Source organism: Allocoleopsis franciscana PCC 7113 (assembly GCF_000317515.1).
GTDB classification, from domain to species: domain Bacteria; phylum Cyanobacteriota; class Cyanobacteriia; order Cyanobacteriales; family Coleofasciculaceae; genus Allocoleopsis; species Allocoleopsis franciscana.
In genome coordinates, this window is record NC_019738.1 from 2,558,727 (window position 1) to 2,579,811 (window position 21,085).

The window sequence follows — 21,085 nt, forward strand, 5'->3', positions numbered from 1 at the left end:
AGAGACAATGGGTGTAAGAGTCACTCAATCTTAAAGGAGTGTCAATATAGTGTGCTTGCCGATTCGTATCTGTGGAGGACACAGTTTTATGGAAAAATCATCCTACAATTACTCCCCTAATCCAAAATCGAATAACTCAAATCCCTCTACTTCGACAAAAGTCTTGAGCCAATCGTACAACAAGGTTGAATCAAAACACACCAGTACCACAGGTCAGTGCTTTCGGCAGATACCAGCGATTTACCGATTGTTACCTCTGATTTGCACAGGAGTCGCCTTATTGGGTGGCTGCGCTGGGGTATCTAATAATCTAGCTCCTTCTCAACCGACCAATCCTCAATCCCTTGAGAATTCCCGAACGGAAAACGACAACACCAGCAGGAGTGCCTCAAATCGTCCACTCGCACCCACTCAGGAAGATACCAACTTTGTTGTGGAAGTGGTCAGGAAAGTCGAACCCGCCGTGGTGCGAATTAATACCTCCCAAACGGTGAGACGCCAAGTCCCAGAAGAATTTAACGATCCATTCTTTCGGCGGTTTTTTGGTGACTCGATGCCCACAGAGCCTTCAGAGCGAGTGCAGCGTGGGGTTGGTTCTGGCTTTGTGATTGAGGGCAAGGGTCTAATTTTGACCAACGCTCATGTTGTCAATAAAGCAGATGTGGTAACCGTATCGTTCTCGGATGGTCGCAGTTTTGATGGAAAGGTACTGGGGGAAGACCCTGTAACGGATATCGCCGTCGTTCAGATTCCAGCGAATAACTTACCCACCGTTGAACTTGCTAGTTCCACTCAGGTGCAGGCAGGACAATGGGCGATCGCCATTGGTAATCCTTTAGGTTTGCAAGAAACGGTAACAGTCGGCGTTGTCAGTGCCATAGACCGTTCGAGTAGCGACATCGGTGCTAGAGGTAAGCGGGTTCCTTTTATTCAGACGGATGCGGCAATTAATCCCGGTAACTCAGGTGGCCCCCTACTTAATGCTCGTGGTCAAGTGATTGGTGTCAACACTGCCATTATTCAAGGAGCACAAGGCATCGGCTTTGCCATTCCCATTGATACCGCTAAACGGATTGCTGACCAACTGATTACCAAGGGAAAAGTTGATCATCCCTTCCTCGGTGTGCAAATGGTGCCCCTTACCCCAGAAATTAAGCAACGCTTGAATAATAGTCGTAATAGTAACGTTCAGGTTGAGGCCGATCAAGGAGTTCTAATTGTTCAGGTTGTTCAGGGTTCTCCAGCCGATCAAGCCGGACTCAAACCTGGAGATGTGATCCAATCGATTAATAATCAGCCTGTGACTAAAGCTGAACAAGTCCAGCAGCAGGTGGAAACGAGCGGCGTGGGGGGTCAGTTACCCTTAAAAATCCAACGCGGAGGACAGACTCTGACTTTAACCGTACAACCGGCCCCCTTACCCGCTCGCATACAGTAGCTAATCGCTCTTGACAGACTCCTTAAAATTTCCTGGCTTCAATCTCTCCTACTTGCTCGAATGGGGGAGATAGAACGGGGTTGGGTATCAACACGGTTTTCAGCCTAATCCCATTGGTAGTTTCTGTTGAAACTAACTGCACCTGAATTTAGAGCAGTCGTAGTGATATTGAAATCAAAAACCTCACTAATGAGATATTTTTAGATGCCTAAATATTACTCTTTTGGAAGTTTTCATCGTGACCCAATTTATGCATTTAAGTTCAAATGAAAGAACTTCAGAAGTTAATGCTTTGGAGATAACTTTAGAAATAGGCAACTAGAGGGAAGTCATTCCTCTAATTTTATGTTTTTCTAGAGAAAAGGCTGTAGTTAGGAGGATTTTAGATGAACAATGAAGATACTTTCAATCTGGGTTTAGCCTTTTTTCTGAATACGGCTTTAATCGTTGGTTTCATCCTCGCTATTTCGTTAAGCTCTTTACCCCAGTGGCAAAACACTGTAACCCCGGATGAGGCTCCAACCATTCTTAATTCAAGCGCAAGTTTATCAAAAAATAAATAAAAGGTTCTGTCTGATAGAGCTACCCATAGATAGGGTTATCCTTCTTGATTGATAGCTCTAAGCTGATGAACCTATCTGGGAAAACACTTCCGTAGAGTGACCTGACCGGCCAGTCCATTTTCGCGGGGCGAGGCGAAGTGAACAACCTCAATTACACTAAAGCATGGTCCCACGGTATGGAGTTGCCCTTCAGCAAATGAGATTAACTCTCCCTGACAAGGAAGTCGGGATAATTCAACTAATTTCCCGTTTAAATCTTCCAATTCAGCAGAGTAATCCTTATGCGATCTCCTGGGAGCATTCTCGAACATGAGTTGGACTTTAACGAGTTCCATTGGCAGTGCTTTCCCTCTGCAAATTTTTGCTGGTCTTCATTACTTTGCCATCGATGGGGCATTGTTTTTGCAAAATTACGCCTATCTGCCGCCGATAGCCTAGTACAAACTACTGACCAAAGGCAGATTTAGAACGGCTTCCTTTTCATTACAATCAACAGCGTTGTCCAAAGCTGGAAAAGTAATGAATCCCCAAGAATCGGTATCAACAGCATGGGGAAAAATGCAGGCTATGCTCGATGGCCTGATCGTCATGCTGCCCAATATTATCTTGGCTGTCATCGTCTTCGCCATCTTTTTCTTCACGGCTAGAGGGATAAAGTCTTTAGTCAGACGTGTTACTCGAAGGCATCGGCAGGCCAGAAACCTAGGACTGGTACTGGGACGTTTGTCGCAAGGAACTATTCTTTTAGTTGGTCTATTTGTCGCATTATCCATCGTCATACCTTCATTTAAAGCTGGAGATTTGATTCAACTGTTGGGTATCAGTGGTGTGGCGATTGGTTTTGCCTTCCGCGACATTCTGCAAAACTTTCTGGCGGGAGTCCTGATTCTGTTAACTGAACCGTTCCAAATCAATGACCAGATTGTGTTCAAAAGTTTTGAGGGAACGGTAGAAGAAATTCAGACACGCGCTACAACAATCAGAACCTACGATGGGCGTCGCGTTGTCATCCCAAATTCTGAGCTGTTTACGAATTCAGTAACGGTGAACACCGCCTTTGACAACCGCCGTTTAGAGTACGATGTGGGCATCGGCTATGGTGACAATATTGACCGGGCTAAGGAGTTGATTTTAGAAGCGCTCGCCAGCGTGGAAAAAGTTTTACAAGACCCACCTCCTGAAGTTCTGGTGATGGAACTAGCTGAGAGTACTGTCAATATCCGTGCTCGCTGGTGGATCGCACCGCCGCGACGGGCAGATGCACTCGACACACGGGATCAGGTGCTGACGGCAATCAAGAAAAAGCTGACGGCTAATGGTATTGATTTACCCTTCCCAACGCAACAAATCCTGTTTCACGACCAAACCGAGGAGACAGATGGCGATCGCTCTCGTCAGCGTGAAGGGTGGCCTGCCGGAAACAAACAGGTGCCAAAGCCTCGTAGCATCGGGGGTTCCCTCAGAAAGCTTGTCGAAATGCAGGGGCAAAGAGACGGCAATGGAAGTAATGGAAGTAATGGTCTGACTGGGTGAGCGGAGGATTTAAGAACTTTTGTAAACTTGAACAAATCCGATCGCCACGTGAACCAGAGGCCAACCCACTAAACAGATCAACGCCGCCCAGCGAGTTTTGATATCTAAACCTTGGCGGACGGCTACAATTACAGCTAACAAACTCCAGAGGGCTAATAACAGCTCAATGGGTCGTCCAAACAAAGGAATTAACGTTAAAAAGTTTAGGACTTGGGGAGCGTAGGCAAAACCAATAGGAATCAGCAAATCACTATATGTTAAAGAATCTCGTTTAAGCCACTGTCCAATCTTCCAAATGGTTAACGTCCAAAAATAATATCCTCCCACCACACTCAGTCCATCAATTAGTAGGGATAAGGCGAGAATAGGCAATGTCGCTCGATTAATCACTAAGATGATCGCACTACCCAAAGCATGGGATACCGCCGCTAAGATCACAATGGTTCGGGCTATGCGCTGATTTTTAGGGGTATTACGCGCATTCTCATAAAAATCTCCATCTAAAGTCAGTGCCTTCCGCAAGGTCGCCCATAAATTCCATTGTCTATGTGTATCACTCACAGCAAATTTCTACAGCTCAGGATAGATTACAGAGTTAATAGAATATTGTTTGATGAGACAAACTACAATAAAAAGCTTAATTTTTTCTGAAAATCATTAAGATCGATTAACAAATGTCCGGCATTGATGCTCTCTTCCCCAGTCTAACGCCCTAAAAAATTACCATTTGCGCGTCATGGCGAGAGGCGAATACACCCTACATCTTACATTTAAGTAGGTCTATCTACTGAGCTGAACAAAGCTTTCTTAGGAACTGTCGCGGTATTAAATGCTAAAGCTAATCGGTTCAATACTTTTGTGGCTTCGAGGCGGAACCTTGAAGCTATTGGGTTTAACTGGAATCATTCTCCTTATTTGGGGAACCCTCTCACCTGTGGGAACGTTGGTTTGGTGGGCGAACGAAGCTGAGAGCTTAGCTTTTAAGAAGAATCGCTCCAAGCGCTTACCTGCTGCTCAGAATGCGAGTGCGATCGCTAAATCTTCAAAAATTAATTGTTATATTGTTTTTTTGCCGGGAGTCGGAGATTTTTCCGCTAATCAGTTAACTCCTGGAGAAGAGTTTTTTTTAGACCGTTTAGTTAAACTTCATCCTAATTGTGTGATTGTTTCGGATGTTTTTCCCTACTCAGCCGCTAATGAAAGTCTTGGCGGAAGACGTGTTTTAGCTCCTCTTTGGGGTTTTGCAGAGGAGGCAGACGGCTGGCTGAAAAATGCAGATATCCTGATCAAAATTCGCAATCTTTGGCGATTCGCAATTTCCGTAGATGATCGCTATGGCCCAATTTATAACCAGGGAATTGCCAGCGCCATTCTCGACCGGATGAATGCGGCTTATTCCATACCCCGAAACTCTAGCCAACCCGTAAAAATTATTCTGATTGGTACCAGTGGAGGGGCGCAAGTGTCTCTAGGTGCAGCGCCGTATCTTAATCAGTGGCTAAATACTCAAATTTTTGTGCTTTCTGTGGGAGGTGTCTTTTCAGGCCAAGAAGGCTTCAAGGCAACAGAACATGTTTATCATCTCCAAGGTCGTCAGGATTGGATTGAAGATATCGGTAAAATTATATTTCCATCACGCTGGCCTTGGACGGTTGCGTCTCCGTTTAATCAAGCCGTTAGTCAGGGGAATTTTACGGTTAAAACCATAGGTCCCCAAGCTCATGATGGTGCTACAGGCTATTTTGGAGAAAAACAGGTCAGACCGAACATCACGTATGTAGATTTAACACTTCAAGAAGTGAACAAATTACCCATTTGGTCAGAAAAGAAATCATCGAATTGAGAATCCTTTATCCTCCTGAAGATACTTGTAGCCTATAGGACTATATGAAAATCTGATAAGGTGTTCGATAACTTGGTTGAATAGAGTGTTCGCTGCCTCAGAGCAAGCCGTCTCCAATCCTTCCCTTCCGTGGCTTTCGGCACTCTTTGCCATAGGTCTAGCTATTATTCACCTCTATTGTGGCAAGCTACGATTCCTGGATGAGATTCCCCGCAGTCGCTGGCTTTCGATGGCAAGTGGTGTATCGGTGGCTTATGTATTTGTTCACTTGCTGCCAGATTTGAATGCCAGACAAAAGGCGATCGCACAAACGGGCGCTCTCGGCTTTCTAGAACACCACGTTTACCTCATAGCGCTTTTGGGACTTGTCGCTTTCTATGGACTAGAGCGAACCGTCAGGACATCCCACAAACGTGAGCAGAAATCCCCAGGGGAAGAAACGATTGAATCGGGTGTTTTTTGGCTGCATATTGCCTCTTTCGCCCTTTACAATGGCCTGATTGGTTATCTGCTAAGCCATCCGGAAACACCCGATATTCAGAGCTTATTCCTATTTTTCATAGCCATGGGTTTGCATTTCATCGTTAATGATTATGGCTTGCGTCAAGACCATCAAGGCGATTATCAGAGTAAGGGGCGCTGGATACTAGCCGCCGCGATTATTGTGGGATGGGTAATCGGACAAGGAACAGAAATTCATGAGGCGGCGATCGCTGTTTTGTTTGCCTTCTTAGCCGGCGGAATCATACTCAACGTTCTCAAAGAAGAGCTACCCGAAGAGCGCAAGAGCCGCTTTTGGGCTTTTGCAGTGGGGGCGATCGCTTATAGTACACTCCTGCTCACCCTCTAATCGCCTCCCACACGGATGCTGTATTCTGGGACAGTCATCTAGATGAGTTTGCATGATTTAGCATCTATATTTAAATGAATCTATGCAAACAAATTGGGTAACCTCTGACCCGCCAGTGGAAAATAGCAATAGGGATGACTCTTCAGCCAATCCCCATCGCTCAGTTCCCGCCGAAAGCAACGTGCCCAAAACTCCGGCACTCGTAGAAGCACAAGGGTGGATCTACGGGCAGAATGGCGAAGTAATTCTCACCGCCCAAGCTCCTACTGTTACACCCCACAATCCCTTACTGACACCTGCGGCTTCGTGTAATGCTAAGTAAAGTGCAACTGTTTAGATATCCCTCTCTCTTACCCCTGAGCCTATTGGTGTTGCTCGGCAGTTGGAAGCTTGAGGCAGTGAGTGCCGAAACATCTAACCCCAAGGATTTGAGGGTTTCAATGCTGAACCTGGGATCGGATAAAATCGAGCGATCTGCGCTACGCAGCAGCGCAACGCTCTCGCCAGTTCACCAATCCATCGATGGAAACGAACATAAAAATCTGGATGGAGTGAATCTTACCGCAGAACATGCATACCGTCCCTCCATCTCTCAAGTTCCCGAACTCTTCACTGAGATTAATCCCCCAGCGAAAATTTTTATTTCCCAATTAGGGGATATTGCACAAACCCCCGATCCAGGGCGACAACTTCCCAACTTTCCGCAACCGTTGCCGATACCGCTTCCTTCACCCGATAGTCCATCGGTTCCCAGGAATGAAGTCGAACCGCCATCCCAATCTCCCATACCACCAACTCCCCCTACCCTACTCCCACCCCCAGAACAGTTACTCGAACCCTCACCGTCCAGCCCAGGATCGCCCGAACCGAGTTCAGGGAAAGTGCCTGATTTGATCAGGGTGGATCGGTTTGAGTTTGAAGGCAATACAGCGATTAGTGACAGCGAATTAACAGCCGTCACCAAGCCCTTTACCGGGCGAGATATCTCATTTGCTGAACTGTTCCAGGCGCGTTCTGCTGTCACCCAGTTGTACATTGAGCGGGGTTACATTACTTCAGGCGCTCTGATCCCACCGCAAACCCTTCAGGGGGGAGTAGTTAAGATTCAGGTGGTGGAAGGGGGTTTAGAATCGATCAACGTCAGCGGAACTCGACGGCTGAACCTGGATTATGTGCGATCGCGCATTGCCCTCGCCACAGCCAAGCCCCTAAATCGGGAACGCCTGCTACAAGCCTTGCAACTTTTGCAACTCAATCCGCTGATTCAAAACCTTTCTGCCGAACTCGCGGCGGGAACGCAAGCTGGATCGAGCGTACTAGAACTGAAAGTAACGGAGGCAAAAACCTTCAATGCCCAAATCTTATTGGATAATAACCGAGCACCCAGTGTGGGCAGCTTCAACCGCCGAGTCCAAATCAACCAAGCTAACTTATCCAGAGCAGGGGATAATCTGAGTCTGGGCTATAGCAATACCGATGGCAGTAATGGCCTGGATCTCAGTTATACCTTGCCGATTAATGCCCGCAACGGCACCCTCAGATTCAGTTACGGCACCACCTCCAGCAATGTGATTGAATCTCCTTTTGATCGGCTTGACATTAATGCCAGTTCGCGCTATTACGAATTATCATTACGCCAACCTCTGATGCAAACCCCCTCAGAGGAATTTGCAGTTGGTGTCACGGCTTCGCGCCAGGAAAGTGAAACCTCGGTTTTAGAGATTCCCTTCCCCCTCTCCTTAGGAGCCGATGACAACGGACGGACCCGCATTTCCGCCCTGCGATTTTTTCAGGAATGGACGAAGCGCAACAGTCGTGAAGTGCTTGCTGCCCGTTCTCAGTTTAGTGTGGGACTCAACGCCTTCAGCTCCACGATTAACGAAGCTCCCCCCGATAGTCGCTTTTTTTCCTGGCGAGGGCAGGCTCAATGGGTACGCCTGCTAGCACCAGAAACCTTATTACTGATTCGGGGCGATGTGCAAATTGCCGATAGAGCGCTCGTTCCCTTAGAGCAAATTGGTTTAGGGGGGCAACAGACTATCCGAGGTTACCGCCAGGATGTCCTGTTGACGGATAATGGCGCGTTGGCTTCAGCAGAGGTGCGGGTACCCGTTCTACGGATACCCAAGTGGCAGGTGTTAGTCCAACTGGCTCCGTTTGTTGATGTGGGCAAAGCTTGGAACCGAGAAGGGAGAGAAGATCCAGACCCTAGCTTTCTCGCTTCCGTGGGTTTAGGTTTACAGTTACAGATTAGCGATCGCCTGACAGCTCGCTTCGATTACGGCATTCCTCTTGTGTCAGTTTCTTCAAATAAAAGAACATGGCAAGAAAACGGTTTTTATTTTTCCATCGTCGCGACTCCTTTCACCTTTTAAGGCGTTGCCGATTTCAGGTTGACGGGTTGAAGTTCATGATCCCAAGATTCAACCTCCAACTGTTCTGCTTACTTTTTGCGGGTGCATTTTTCCTGACTCAAGGATTGCCCAAAATTGTGGGAGCAACCACACCATCGGTTCTTACCCAGACACCTGCGGGAGTAACAATTGTCCAGAATTCACCCAATCCCACAACATTAGTGGAACAGGGTAAATCTCTCTATGAAGCTGGCAAATTTTCCCAAGCCGTCGCTGTTTTGCAACAGGCAAGAGAGGCGTTCAAAACTCAGGGAGACAAGCTCAAAGAATCAATGACTTTGAGTAATCTGGCCTTAGCTTATCAGCAACTTGGCTCCTGGTCTAAGGCACAACAAGCCCTAACAGAAAGTCTCAACCTACTGCAATCGGAGGAAACGGTTAGGAAGACACCTCAAAGTCGAGCCAGCGAACGATTGCAGATTCTCGCCCAAACCTTGGATATTCAAGGTCGTTTTCAATTTTCTGTGGGACAAGTTGAACAAGCGTTGAAAACTTGGCAACAGGCAGCCGCTACCTATGCTCAAACCGACAATCAAGACGGGAGACTGCAAAGCCAGATTAACCAAGCCCAAGCGTTACAAAGTATGGGGTTTTATACCAGAGCGTGTAAAACCTTACTCAATACAGTAGGGATTGAGAATCAGGATTGTCAAATCTCCAATGAGCAACTACAAACGCTCAAAGCACAACCCGACACTCTGCCCAAGGCGGTGGCTTTGCGGACGCTCGGTGATGTGTTGCAATTAGTGGGCGATCTTCAGCAGTCCGAAAATGTTTTGAAGCTAAGTTTGGAAATTGCCCAACGATTGCAATCTCCGGCAAATATTAGTTCCGCTCGGTTCAGTTTAGCCAATACGGCTCGTGCCCAACGGACGACGAGTGATGATGGGCAATCCCGACAGACGAGTGAAAATCCGTTAACACTCTATCAACAGGCAGCAGAGGAAGCCACCTCACCCACACTGCGGGTACAAGCCCAATTAAACCAGGTGAGCTTATTGATCGAAGAACAAAGATTGCCAGAAGCGCGATCGCTTTTCACTCAAATTCAGTCCCAACTCGATACCTTACCCCCCAGTCGCACCGCCGTTTACGCTGGGATTAACTTGGCTCAGAGTTTGATCAAGCTATCCCCCTCTGAAGTGGACACCGCCGCTAAGCTTTTGGCAAAAGCAATCGAGCAGGCTAAAAGCTTAGGAGATCAACGTGCTACCGCTTACGCTCTGGGTAATCTGGGTGATTTATACGAAAAAACGGGACAATTGAGTGAGGCCAAAAACCTCACAGAGGAAGCGCTGGTGCTGGCTCAAACAATTAGCGCACCCGATATTGCCTATCGCTGGCAATGGCAATTGGGACGATTGCTCAAAGCTCAGGGCAATCGGAAAGAAGCGATCGCGGCTTATGATTCTGCGGTTAAAACCCTCAAAGATCTCCGCAGTGACTTGGTGAGTATCAACCCAAACGTCCAGTTCTCATTTCGGGAGAGTGTTGAACCCGTCTATCGCCAGTTCGTTGAGTTGTTGTTGCAATCCGACGCCAATCCAGACAACCTCGCGCAAGCTCGTGACGTGATTGAGTCCCTGCAACTGGCAGAACTGGCGAACTTTTTCCGAGAAGACTGTTTAACGGGAAATCCGATTAAGATTGACCAAATTGACCAAAAGGCGGCGGTAATCTACCCGATTGTCTTAAAAGATCGGTTGGAGGTCATTTTATCACTGCCCAATGCTCCTTTGCGCCATTATGCGACATCCTTACCTAGGGAAGAGGTAGAAAACACCTTTAATGAGCTTCGCCAAGCGATCGCGTCCTCTAGTGTGAATCCCATCTCCAGGGGAGAGGTGGAACAGGTAGAACCGGAGTCGAATGCACCGCCAGAAACAGAGAGTGCGGGTACACAACCGGATCGCCGTGGGTTAGGAGCCGTGTTGAGAGAAGAATGTCGAAGCACCTTAGGCCCTGTACCCCTGTCCTGCCAGAGTTCTCCCACTTCGCAGAATTACTTACCACTGGCTCAGCAAGTGTATCAGTGGTTAATCAAACCCGTAGAGCAAGAGTTGGCGAAGAGTGAACTGAAAACCCTTGTGTTTGTGTTGGATGGCCCCTTACTAAATCTGCCCATGGCGGTGCTGCACGATGGGAAGGAGTTTCTGATTGAGAAATATGCGATCGCCTACACGCCAGGACTCAATCTCTTGGATTCCAAACCTCTAGCACGGGGTAAGATTAGTGCTCTCAAAGCTGGACTCAGTGAAGCGCGAGAAATTACCCTGAGCAGTTCAACAACACCGATCGTCTTTTCTGCCCTTCCTTTTGTAAAGCAAGAATTGGAAACCATTCAGTCGAATGTCGCTGGTGAGCTACTGCTCAATCAGGACTTTACCACCGCCACCATCCAAAAAGAAATCAACTCGATTCCCTTCCCAGTTGTACACCTCGCCACCCACGGACAGTTCAGCTCGAATGAAAAAGACACTTTTATTCTGACTTGGGATGACCGCCTGAACGTCAATCAGCTCAACACCTTGCTGCGCTCCAGAGAAGAAATTGGCAGAAATCCTATTGAACTCTTAGTTCTCAGTGCTTGCCAAACGGCAGCCGGAGATAGACGTGCAGCGCTCGGATTGGCGGGGGTAGCCGTTAGAGCCGGCGCACGCAGCACACTGGCAACGCTGTGGCTGGTGAGTGATGAGGGAACCGCAGAACTGATGACTCGGTTTTATCAGGAATTAACCAATCCCACCATTAGTAAAGCCGAAGCTCTGCGCCGTGCTCAAGTTGCCCTGTTGAAGAATAGCCGCTACCAGCAGAAGCCAGAAATTTGGGCACCTTATGTACTCGTGGGGAATTGGCTATAGCTGATCGCTGGTAACATTTCTAGCGCAGGCAGGATGCCCAACTTAACAAGGAGCCTAATCACTGCTGATTCTCCTGTTCCGGGTTGTCCACCTGAATCGGCGGTTGATTCGGAGTTTCTAGGGCATCCGGTGTCTCGATGGGAGAAGGACTGACTTCAAGTATCTGCTCCGAGGGCGGTTGCTCCAAGTTTCCTTCTAGACTAAAGGGTTCTCCTTCTCCTTGAAGCACTTGAATCTCTCGTTCCAATTGCTCCCGTCCCCGCTCAAAAAAGTCTTGAGAAGGGTTACGGATTTGAGCTGTTACTGGAACTGTTAAGCCGATAGTGCCAATCAGTGTGGAGACTAAAACTAGTTTAATGTTCATAAAAGTCTCACAAAAGCGTGAAAGCTGCCTTATGACCTTTTCCTGGACTCACTTCTAGTAAGCCAAAATTGTGACAGAATGGCTTCAACCATCAGAGTGATTCAGTAGCGCAAGAAGCTAAAAAATTAGGCATTACGTAATTATTGCTGGTTAGCAAGTACTAATCGTCACTCAATAAGCAATCTACAAGGAATCTACAAGTCAAAGTTGGTATCAGTAATTCCAAAACCAAATGTTTACACGATTCTTCCGGCATAATAGGTTTTTGGCTGTGCATCATCTGACTCTCTCTATAGGGAGGATTATTCCCGATGCTCCTGATAATCTTCGGAAGACTTGGGGTCTAATTCCCATCGGCTATCATCACGCTCTTCCAAAATATCGTTAGTTCGGAGGAATGCCTGGTCATCATATTCGACGCCTACAGCCGTTCCCAGTTCTTCAACAATACTTTGATCGGGAGTTGCCACCGTTCCCCCTACAGCCTCATCACCCACCATAGCGGCCTGATCCCAACGAGCATCCACATCACCCCCCGTGAGTTCTGGGCTTGTTGCTGTATATTCCTCCATCCGGTCATCCATTGTTCGTCCCCCAATTTCCAAACCTGGCTCTGAGGAAACACCTGTTCCATAAGATTCGGTAATGTCTTGGGGTAAATCGGAAATCATTGGCTCGTCATTATCTTCAACCGGTGTATCCGAAACCTTAATTGTTCTATCGGTTGTCTTAGCTTCGTTTGCTGTTTTATTTTTAATTTCACCCATAATTTTCCTATGAATCTTTTGAAGGCTTATAGATGCAACATAGCTAAAAATAAGATGCAGCAGAATCCTCAAATAGGAAGAGAAATGGCTTAATGGATTGTCTCCCTAGACGGGTTATTCACATCGCCTTCATCACTCTAATTTTTGATGTCCTCGCAGCTAAGGGGTGTTATAAAAGGACTTCGATGTGTCACCGTTGATGCTGAAGCGGTAAGAATCACCTCACCCTTGGAACCATAAACCCAACCTTGTGCTTCTACGAGTTCATGTTTGGTCGGTGCAGCAATTGTCACAGGCGTAGGGGGATAGGTAAGACGCGCACTGTCCTCGGTTGTGCGATCGCCAGAAGTAGTATCCTTAAACTGCTCCTCCTGGGAGTCAAGCGTCACCCAATCAGTTGTCACCGAATCACCTTGTAGTACATCGTTGGGACTGGGCGGTAAACCTCCGCGTCCGGTAATTATAAATCGGTTCTGTGCCCGATCACCTGCTCGACGGGGAGAACAATTTTGGTTGATTTGGTCTGAGGCATCGACGAGTCCGGCTGGTAAAGGCGCTAATCTCCTGAAGGGTTCGATAGGGGGGATTGTAACTGTACCACTCGAACCGCTTTGGGATGCGGCTGAGATATCAGTGCGATCGTTATCAAACAAGGAAGAGAAGGCATTAGAAATAATATCCGATTGATTGTTCGGTAACCGACCAAAATTATCCGAAATATCCACGCGGCTGTTGCCACGAAAGCGAGACAAATCACCAGGGTTTCGCCCTACCGCTACTGCACGGTTATTCTCGAACAAATCAACCAGAAAGGCTGGAGAAATAATCCTGATATTGCCACCCGGCCCTGCATCGGCATTCGCCAAAATGTCACTATCTTCTAATGCAAGAAATGTTTCAGAGTTAATCGTAATATTGCCGCCCCCCCCCGTGCTATTAAATACACTGCTACTAATTAAACTGCTGTTACGTAAACGAACATCTCTGGCATTGATATTAATATCACCGCCACCTGATTGAACAGAAGTTGCCAGAATATCTCCCCGGCTCGATTGCAAATTATCTCGGACATTAATCGATATATTGCCAGCCCTGTTGGCACCTTGGCTACGACTACTGATGCGTCCGTCGTTGTTTAGAGAGAGGGAATTAGCTTGTAACTGAATATTCCCGCCAAATCCCTCACCGAAACTCGTCGTTGATATAGTTCCAGCATCTTGGAGTGTTAATTGTCCGGTTGTAACAGCGAGATTACCCGCAGAGGCTTTACCATAAGCTTGTGTAGAAAGAAGGCCGTTAGTTGCCACATTCACTGAATCTGTGGCAGTTACGGTTAAGTTTCCTGAATTGCCTTGAGTAAAATTTCCTTGCGCCGCAGCGTTGACACTATTGCGAATAAGTTCAACAGATGCGGGTGAATAAATGTTCGGGTCAAGAATACTGAAGTCAAAAGTACTGGCATCAAGACTACTGGTGAAGACTTTGCCTGACGTGAGGATATTTAAGTTCTTCGTTTCTATCGCGAGGTTGCCTCCCGCACCCGTACCGAGAGTTCCTGTTGATAAAATACCATTGTTAATTACATTGACTGAGTTTGCAGCCCGAACATTCAGATTTCCGGCATTGCCTTGACCGGCACTACTCGTCAATACACCACTCCCGTCACTGATGGTTAAATTCCCAGTTTCAATGTCGAGATTTGCCCCTGCTCCTGATCCATAGAAGAGGCTACTTATAACACTTCTATTGCTAACAGTAACCGATTCTGAATTGCGTACTGTAATGCTGCCAGCGTTGTCTTGGTTATTAGAGCCTGTACCTACTATAGAGTTGTTTTGAACGGTCAGATTCTTGGTATTGATCGCAATATTTCCTCCCGCTCCTATACCAGTAGAGACAGCAGAGACAATGCCGCGATCGCTTACAATCATCGAGTCGGTAGCTCGAATGTTTAAGTTTCCGCCATTACCCGTTGCTGCCCTCACATCGATTAAGGCACCATCTTGAACGAGTAATCGATTTGTATCTATTGCGATCGCTCCTGCATTACCAGTTCCTTCAAGAGCACGGGCAAGTAAACCACCACAGCCATAAGAACCGTAACAACCATAACTCGGTGCATTTCCAATCAGCGCAATGTCTGAAGCTTGAATCCTTATCTCTCCAGAAGTTTGGTTATTGAAGCTGGCAACGAAAACTCCTGCTCCATCACGCGCTAGCAACCGCCCTGTATTAATCGCAATTCTCCCGTTACCTCCAGTGCTTCCTGGTTGGTTGTTGGCGAAAAATCCACTGGCTTCTTTATCTCCAAATGCAACTCCAATCAGTTCAATTTCATTAGCTCGAACTGTTACCTCTCCTGCGTTCCCAGAGCCATACGTTGCAGCAATTATCTGCGCTCCATTGCGAGCAGTCAACCGCCCTGTTTGTATCTCAATTTTTCCGGCATTCCCCCTTGGGATGGAACCTAGGCTGCGAATAGCTGAAGCGCTGATCTGAGAATTTCCATAGATACCCGTGCTATCCATTTCAATCTCAGGTACCCGAATAGTAACAATGCCACCATTGCCGTCAAATATACCATCGGCTGTAAGTTGTCCCCCATTCAATAGCCTTAAACGTGCAGCATCAACGTTTACATTGCCACCAATTGAATTAGGAGATACGCGATCGGCGGACACTTTAGAGTTATCAATCAAGATAGTTCCTGCCGCTGTGATAAATAAGTCTCTTGTACTATCAACGCTAGAAATGCCAGTGATAAATAAGTTGCCTCCCGCGTTGAATGATATATCACCCAAGTTAGACCTAATCTGAGATCTACCTGTGATAGAAATATCTCCTCTTGCAGCTAAAGAAATATTTCCTGTGTTCCCAGGAAAAGAAAGCAGATTACCATCAACTGTGATAGAACCCGTTGCTCCATTACCAGCACCAGCAATGAGCTGGATGTTGCCACCATGAGGGCTAATCCAATTACTGACAAAGGTATTGACAACAATATTGTTGCCAGCAATGAATCGCATATCGCCACCTTTCGTTTCAAAACTATTGCCTACAGGAAGAGCAACGGTAATATTATTACCCGCTTGGGCAGTGAGTCCTACTCCCGGCGCAGCAATATTAATACCTGTACTAAATGTGATGTTATTCGTTGCCTGAAGGACAACATTTGCTAGTGCGTTATTAATAACTGATGCATCTATCTGTGCTAAGGGAAAGGGTGGATCAGTGAAAAGAAGATTGGTGCTAGTAGTATTGCCACCTGTTGCTACAATCTCTATGTCTGTTGGATCGAGTAAGAGTGTGCCAAAGCTGCCCTTAGGTGCAGAGGTATTGACATTGCCCTGAAAGTCTAAAAACTGTCCTCCCGATACCTCAACAAACCCTCCATTTCCTCCATCCTTGCCACCACGAACACGAATATTACCGTAGAATCGGGTACTCTCATCAGACCAGATAATTACTTTCCCACCATTACCATTGTCAAGAGCATCCGCGTTAATCGTTACATCTTTACTCACAAAGCTACGCGACGCATTGGGAACTGTCCCTTTCCCTTGGTAATCTCCCCCGATTAATACCGTACCGCCACCGCCAACGGCTGATACATCAATTAGAGCATTGTCCAATAAGGCGATGCGATCGCCTAATACTTGAACTGTCCCTCCTGGTGCTACCAATTGCCCGGTATTGGTAACAGTTGTACCAAATAGCGTTATATTTGCATTGGATTTCACAGCCAAATTTCCAGCATTATTAATTGTTCCAGAGGGCTGTGTGCCATATTGCACACCAAGGGGTGTACTAATTGTCAGCAGGGGTTGAGATGCTGTGTCTGTTGCCTTGAACTGAGTACCATCGGCAAAGACAATGCGATCGCTTGTACTGGCAGTAAACGAACCCCCAATATCTAAGCGGGCATTTGAACCAAACAGAATCCCATTAGGATTGAGGAGAAATAGATTCGCTGTGCCATTGGTTCGAATTAAACCATCAATCTCTGAAGCTGAACTCCCAGTTACACGGCTGAAGATATTCTCAATCAACGGTGCGTTGTTGAAGTAAGCGGCATTGCCTGTAGGAACAGAAAACTGTGAAAAACTGTGGAATAGGTTACCTCCAGCTTGTGTGCCTCCCGTAATTTCCCAAATATTGCCCGATCGCGTAACGTTAGTTGGGAGAGTCCCATCAGAGGTAATTTGTGCCACCACTGGGGTAGTGGTTGCTAAATAACATAGAGAAATTCCAGCCGCTATCCAGTAAGGATTAATGCACCGTTTCATATCTATCTTTAGATATAAATTAGGTAGAGTTTTGCATGAATGCAGTCCAGTATAGTAATGGAAGGGAGCGATCGCCCAGCGCTGAACAATTACGAGTTTTTAAGCACATGAGACGCCCTCTAGTGGCAACTCGTTAAACTTGAAAACAACCCCACAAGCGATTGCCCACAACACAAAAATAAAAATTCTTATCCCTTCTGTCCTCGTATGAGCTCCGGTCTACCCTCTGCCTTATGCCTTACGTTCAAGCTAGACTCAGCTCGATTCCTTAATTTTTGTTTCACTGAATGCAAGAAACCAGCATCTTCACTCCACACCTAACCGCTGATGGCTCATTTACCTTCTTTTCTTCTGAATTTAGTGAATACTTTCACAGTACTCAAGGTGCAAAAGAAGAAGCGCTGATCAAGTTTGTGGAACCTTGCCAGATCGCACAGAAAGCCCAACAACCGGTAGTACGATTGCTGGATGTCTGTTATGGTCTAGGTTACAACAGCGCTGCTGCCTTAGAAGTTATTTGGGCAACGAATCCCAATTGCCATGTTGAACTGGTGGCTCTGGAATTAAACCTAATTGTGCCAAAAACCGCGATCGCTCATGATTTACTGAATATTTGGAATCCGCCTATCCCCCAACAATTGGAGAATCTGGCAACCTCTCTGGAGGTTCAAACCAATAGACTCCACGCCAAACTACTCCTGGGTGATGCTAGAGTCACCCTGCCGCAGGTGCAGCAATCCCATTTTCAAGCGGATGCGATTTTTCTCGATCCCTTCTCTTCCCGCCGCTGTCCCCAGTTATGGACGGTTGAATTTTTCCAACAGCTAGCTGGCTGCTGTGCACCCAGCGGCAGACTAGCGACTTACTCCTGTGCCGCTTCTGTGCGGAGTGCCCTGATGACGGCTGGATTTAAAATTGGTTTTACCTTACCCTTGAGGGGTCGGCAACCGGGAACTGTAGCAAGTTTGAGTGATGCTGATTTGCCACCTTTGCCGTTGCGATCGCAAGAGCATTTGCAGACTCGTGCCGCTGTGCCTTACCGCGATCCTCAGCTATGCGATCCAGCACCTGTTATTTTAGAACGTCGCCAAATCGAACAACAAGCGTCTCCTTTAGAACCAACGTCTCGTTGGCAGAAGCGTTGGTCGAGGGATAAGCTGTGACGCTATTTAATTTAGCTGTTTAGGGAGCCAGGAAGAGGAATTGAGCGCTTTTATCCTGTTTTCAGAAGATGCAATGTTTTATGCGCTTAAGCTTATCCGAAAATTTTTTGAAGAAATCACGTTTGAGAAGTTCATCTGTGTTTAACTTAGGATTTAAATCTTTGATCGAACTTTACACAATCTTTGCAATGGTGATTCATTTGGGATTCTCAGAGTCCAAGCCTTTAAAAATCTCAATAAATCTGTAAATAAGAGGTATTACAGCTTAGAATACAGATCAATTGTGAACAGCGCTGCATCCAGCAGCTATCAAAACTCTAATTGCACTAATAACTCTTGTTGGGCATAATATAAAACCTGTGCCAGTCCTAGATCATGTTGGATACATTAGGTGCTTCGGCGTTAGCCAGATCGGGAACAATGGGTTCCGATCTGATTTCCATGGATTCCGATCAACCCAAGATCCTCGTTGTTGACGATCATCCCTCTAGTCGGATGACGGCTGTAGCTCTTTTATCGGTTGAAGGCTACGAAGTATTGGAGGCAGAAAGTGGACCGATCGCTCTCAAGCGAGTGGTTGAGTGCAGCCCCGATTTAATTCTCCTGGATGTGATGATGCCAGGGATGGATGGGTATGAGGTCTGTCGGCGTCTCAAGGAAGATGAACAAACTCGCCTGATTCCAGTGGTATTTATCACCGCGCTCAATGATAAGCGATCGCGGATTATGGGAATCGAGGCTGGAGGCGATGATTTCTTAAGTAAACCGTTTGATCGCTTAGAACTTGCTGCACGAGTTAAGTCTCTCGTCCGTCAAAAACGTCTCAATGAAGATTTAGACCACGCTGAACAGGTTCTGTTCTCCATGGCTAGAGCCGTTGAAAGCCGCGACCCCAATACGGGCGACCACTGTGAGCGACTAGTCGCCATGGGCAAAGCCTTTGGAGAGTACATCCAGCTACCTCGAACAGACATTCGGAATCTGATGTGGGGGGGCTATCTCCACGATATCGGCAAAGTGGGAATTCCCGACGCCGTACTGCTCAAAAAAGGCTCATTTACTCCCGAAGAGCGGGAGATTATGAATAATCATGTCCTGATTGGCGAAAAAATCTGCAAACCATTACGCTCAATGCGGGGTGTCTTGCCAATTATTCGTTATCATCACGAGCGCTGGGATGGGACGGGTTATCCAGATGGTTTAGCGGAAGAGGAAATTCCCTACCTGGCACAAGTGTTTCAAGTCATCGATATCTACGATGCTTTAACCAGTGAGCGTCCTTACAAACGAGCCTTTACCGTAGCAGAGGCTTTAGACATTATGGTTCAGGAAACCCAACGAGGTTGGCGCAACCCCGAACTTTCCCAGCAGTTTACGGAATTTATCAAAACGGTTTACCTTGCACACTCAGCGTGATCGGGTCTTTCAGGATGATGAGTCAGCCGCTAGCTGATGCTGCTCAAACTGAATTATCCAGATTTGTCTATGGTTCCTCTAACTGTTATTATCAGTGAGCAAAATTTTGAAAACTGATAGCTGAAAGCTGATAGTACATCATGGTTGCAGTAGCAATTCTAGCAGCAGGACGCGGGACGCGGATGAAATCTGACCTGCCCAAGGTCTGTCATACGTTGGGTTCTCTGTCACTGGTTGAACGAGTACTCAAAAGTTGTCTCTCATTAGCCCCCTCGCGACTCCTCGTGGTTGTCGGCTATCAGAGTGAACAAGTCAAAAAGTCTTTGGCAGCCTATTCAAATGTGGAGTTCGTCGAACAGACACAGCAACTGGGAACCGGTCATGCGGTGCAACAACTCCTACCCCACCTCGACGGATTTACAGACGACTTACTGATTTTAAACGGAGATGTTCCTCTGTTGCGATCGAGCACCATCAAACAGCTATTAGAAACCCATCAAGCGCATCGGAATGCTGCAACCCTCCTCACCGCCCACCTGCCCAATCCCCAAGGTTATGGGCGGGTTTTTTGTGACGATCAAAATCTGCTGAATCAGATTGTCGAGGATCGGGACTGCACACCCACTCAAAAGGAAAATTGTCGTATCAACGCAGGGGTGTATTGCTTCCATTGGCCTCAATTAGCCACAGCGCTGCCGAAATTAGAGGCAAATAATGACCAGAAGGAATATTACCTGACGGATGTTGTTAACTTCTTAGAGCCAGTAATGGCAGTGGATGTAGCAGATTATCAAGAAATTCTCGGTATTAATGACCGCAAACAGCTAGCAAATGCCTATGAGATTTTGCAAACGCGGGTGAAGGATGACTGGATGAAAGCGGGAGTAACGTTAATCAATCCAGATAGCATCACGATTGATGACACCGTGGAATTGCAACCGGATGTAACTATTGAACCCCAAACCCATCTGCGGGGAAATACTCAAATTGGTACTGGTAGCCGCATTGGCCCTGGTAGTTTAATTGAAAATAGCCAGTTGGGTGAGAATGTGACGGTGCTGTACTCGGTGGTGAGTGACAGTGTGGTCAAACACGGTACCCGAATTGGCCCATATACTCATCTGCGGGGTCATGTGGAAGTCGGGGAATCCTGCCGAGTGGGCAATTTTGTCGAATTGAAGAATACCACTGTGGGCGATCGCACCAATGTGGCACACTTATCTTATTTAGGTGATGCACAACTAGGAAATAAAGTCAATATTGGTGCGGGGACGATTACGGCGAACTACGATGGTGTGAAAAAACATCGTACCCAAATTGGCGATCGCACAAAAACCGGCTCCAACAGTGTCCTGGTTGCACCCATTACCTTAGGGCAAGATGTCACGATTGCTGCCGGTTCGACTGTCACTGAAGATGTACCCGATGATTGCCTAGTACTGGCGCGGGCGAGGCAGGTCGTGAAACCCGGTTGGCGGTTAAAAACTCCATCCGAAACATCATCCAGTTAACTGTCGTTGCCTTTTTGAGGCATCTTGGAATGGAGAAGTCAACGGCTTCGACTGCTTATTTCCAATAAAGTCTAGA

Annotated in this window: 16 protein-coding genes; 12 read left to right on the forward strand and 4 right to left on the reverse strand. The window is 46.9% G+C overall.

The window, feature by feature from the left end; genetic code table 11:
* Nucleotides 1-88: 88 nt before the first annotated feature.
* The 4 genes from MIC7113_RS10870 to MIC7113_RS10880 all read left to right on the forward strand — a co-directional run bounded on the left by MIC7113_RS10870 (nt 89) and on the right by MIC7113_RS10880 (nt 3,534).
* Nucleotides 89-1,438 carry an HhoA/HhoB/HtrA family serine endopeptidase gene (locus tag MIC7113_RS10870; RefSeq protein ID WP_081594644.1) on the forward strand — a complete coding sequence of 450 codons (1,350 nt, stop codon included), beginning with the start codon at nt 89-91 and terminating at the stop codon, nt 1,436-1,438.
* A 386-nt stretch (nt 1,439-1,824) separates the two neighbouring features.
* Nucleotides 1,825-2,001, forward strand: coding sequence for a hypothetical protein (locus MIC7113_RS36215; protein ID WP_015182209.1), 177 nt, complete (start codon nt 1,825-1,827; stop codon nt 1,999-2,001).
* Between the two features lie 309 nt (nt 2,002-2,310).
* A complete protein-coding gene (locus tag MIC7113_RS38615; RefSeq protein WP_256374804.1) occupies nt 2,311-2,439 on the forward strand; it encodes a hypothetical protein in 129 nt (42 codons plus the stop codon).
* A gap of 81 nt (nt 2,440-2,520) precedes the next feature.
* On the forward strand, nt 2,521-3,534 hold the full coding sequence (locus tag MIC7113_RS10880) for a mechanosensitive ion channel family protein (protein WP_015182211.1): 1,014 nt from the start codon (nt 2,521-2,523) through the stop codon (nt 3,532-3,534).
* Between the two features lie 9 nt (nt 3,535-3,543).
* Here MIC7113_RS10880 and MIC7113_RS10885 read toward each other — a convergent pair whose 3' ends face one another.
* Nucleotides 3,544-4,095 (reverse strand): YIP1 family protein, encoded by a 552-nt coding sequence (locus MIC7113_RS10885; protein ID WP_015182212.1) that lies wholly within the window; start codon nt 4,093-4,095, stop codon nt 3,544-3,546.
* A 268-nt stretch (nt 4,096-4,363) separates the two neighbouring features.
* On the opposite strand from MIC7113_RS10885, the gene MIC7113_RS10890 reads away from it, so the two are divergent.
* The 5 genes from MIC7113_RS10890 (at nt 4,364) to MIC7113_RS10910 (ending at nt 11,502) form a co-directional block, all read left to right on the forward strand.
* Nucleotides 4,364-5,377: a hypothetical protein gene (locus MIC7113_RS10890; protein WP_041780002.1), complete on the forward strand. Its 1,014-nt coding sequence runs from the start codon at nt 4,364-4,366 to the stop codon at nt 5,375-5,377.
* A gap of 85 nt (nt 5,378-5,462) precedes the next feature.
* On the forward strand, nt 5,463-6,227 hold the full coding sequence (locus tag MIC7113_RS10895; protein ID WP_015182214.1) for a hypothetical protein: 765 nt from the start codon (nt 5,463-5,465) through the stop codon (nt 6,225-6,227).
* Between the two features lie 82 nt (nt 6,228-6,309).
* On the forward strand, nt 6,310-6,549 hold the full coding sequence (locus tag MIC7113_RS10900) for a hypothetical protein (protein WP_041780003.1): 240 nt from the start codon (nt 6,310-6,312) through the stop codon (nt 6,547-6,549).
* Complete coding sequence (locus MIC7113_RS10905; RefSeq protein ID WP_015182215.1) at nt 6,539-8,602, forward strand: ShlB/FhaC/HecB family hemolysin secretion/activation protein; 2,064 nt, start codon at nt 6,539-6,541, stop codon at nt 8,600-8,602. The genes MIC7113_RS10900 and MIC7113_RS10905 overlap by 11 nt, the downstream gene beginning before the upstream one ends.
* 35 nt (nt 8,603-8,637) lie before the next feature.
* Entirely contained in the window at nt 8,638-11,502 is a 2,865-nt protein-coding gene (locus MIC7113_RS10910; protein ID WP_015182216.1) for a CHAT domain-containing protein, read from the forward strand.
* A gap of 58 nt (nt 11,503-11,560) precedes the next feature.
* Here the strand turns inward: MIC7113_RS10910 and MIC7113_RS10915 are convergent, their stop codons facing one another.
* From MIC7113_RS10915 to MIC7113_RS10925, 3 genes are all read right to left on the reverse strand, one after another.
* On the reverse strand, nt 11,561-11,866 hold the full coding sequence (locus MIC7113_RS10915; RefSeq protein WP_015182217.1) for a hypothetical protein: 306 nt from the start codon (nt 11,864-11,866) through the stop codon (nt 11,561-11,563).
* A 302-nt stretch (nt 11,867-12,168) separates the two neighbouring features.
* Nucleotides 12,169-12,633 (reverse strand): DUF6335 family protein, encoded by a 465-nt coding sequence (locus tag MIC7113_RS10920; RefSeq protein WP_015182218.1) that lies wholly within the window; start codon nt 12,631-12,633, stop codon nt 12,169-12,171.
* 137 nt (nt 12,634-12,770) lie between these two features.
* Complete coding sequence (locus MIC7113_RS10925) at nt 12,771-16,919, reverse strand: two-partner secretion domain-containing protein (RefSeq protein WP_015182219.1); 4,149 nt, start codon at nt 16,917-16,919, stop codon at nt 12,771-12,773.
* A 287-nt stretch (nt 16,920-17,206) separates the two neighbouring features.
* Here MIC7113_RS10925 and MIC7113_RS10930 point away from each other — a divergent pair, with 287 nt between their 5' ends.
* The 3 genes from MIC7113_RS10930 to glmU all read left to right on the forward strand — a co-directional run bounded on the left by MIC7113_RS10930 (nt 17,207) and on the right by glmU (nt 21,009).
* Nucleotides 17,207-18,082: a tRNA (5-methylaminomethyl-2-thiouridine)(34)-methyltransferase MnmD gene (locus MIC7113_RS10930; protein ID WP_015182220.1), complete on the forward strand. Its 876-nt coding sequence runs from the start codon at nt 17,207-17,209 to the stop codon at nt 18,080-18,082.
* A 420-nt stretch (nt 18,083-18,502) separates the two neighbouring features.
* On the forward strand, nt 18,503-19,498 hold the full coding sequence (locus tag MIC7113_RS10935) for a response regulator (RefSeq protein WP_315889684.1): 996 nt from the start codon (nt 18,503-18,505) through the stop codon (nt 19,496-19,498).
* A 140-nt stretch (nt 19,499-19,638) separates the two neighbouring features.
* Entirely contained in the window at nt 19,639-21,009 is a 1,371-nt protein-coding gene (gene glmU / locus MIC7113_RS10940) for a bifunctional UDP-N-acetylglucosamine diphosphorylase/glucosamine-1-phosphate N-acetyltransferase GlmU (RefSeq protein ID WP_015182222.1), read from the forward strand.
* Nucleotides 21,010-21,085: the final 76 nt, after the last annotated feature.

Bases quoted from the DNA above. Each gene is read 5' to 3' on its own strand.
- MIC7113_RS38615 (WP_256374804.1), top strand. From the start codon at position 2,311: ATGAGTTGGACTTTAACGAGTTCCATTGGCAGTGCTTTCCCTCTGCAA.
- MIC7113_RS10925 (WP_015182219.1), bottom strand. From the start codon at position 16,919: ATGAAACGGTGCATTAATCCTTACTGGATAGCGGCTGGAATTTCTCTA.
- MIC7113_RS36215 (WP_015182209.1), top strand. From the start codon at position 1,825: ATGAACAATGAAGATACTTTCAATCTGGGTTTAGCCTTTTTTCTGAAT.
- MIC7113_RS10870 (WP_081594644.1), top strand. From the start codon at position 89: ATGGAAAAATCATCCTACAATTACTCCCCTAATCCAAAATCGAATAAC.
- MIC7113_RS10880 (WP_015182211.1), top strand. From the start codon at position 2,521: ATGAATCCCCAAGAATCGGTATCAACAGCATGGGGAAAAATGCAGGCT.
- MIC7113_RS10905 (WP_015182215.1), top strand. From the start codon at position 6,539: ATGCTAAGTAAAGTGCAACTGTTTAGATATCCCTCTCTCTTACCCCTG.
- MIC7113_RS10900 (WP_041780003.1), top strand. From the start codon at position 6,310: ATGCAAACAAATTGGGTAACCTCTGACCCGCCAGTGGAAAATAGCAAT.
- MIC7113_RS10930 (WP_015182220.1), top strand. From the start codon at position 17,207: ATGCAAGAAACCAGCATCTTCACTCCACACCTAACCGCTGATGGCTCA.
- glmU (WP_015182222.1), top strand. From the start codon at position 19,639: ATGGTTGCAGTAGCAATTCTAGCAGCAGGACGCGGGACGCGGATGAAA.
- MIC7113_RS10920 (WP_015182218.1), bottom strand. From the start codon at position 12,633: ATGGGTGAAATTAAAAATAAAACAGCAAACGAAGCTAAGACAACCGAT.
- MIC7113_RS10935 (WP_315889684.1), top strand. From the start codon at position 18,503: ATGGGTTCCGATCTGATTTCCATGGATTCCGATCAACCCAAGATCCTC.
- MIC7113_RS10915 (WP_015182217.1), bottom strand. From the start codon at position 11,866: ATGAACATTAAACTAGTTTTAGTCTCCACACTGATTGGCACTATCGGC.
- MIC7113_RS10890 (WP_041780002.1), top strand. From the start codon at position 4,364: ATGCTAAAGCTAATCGGTTCAATACTTTTGTGGCTTCGAGGCGGAACC.
- MIC7113_RS10910 (WP_015182216.1), top strand. From the start codon at position 8,638: ATGATCCCAAGATTCAACCTCCAACTGTTCTGCTTACTTTTTGCGGGT.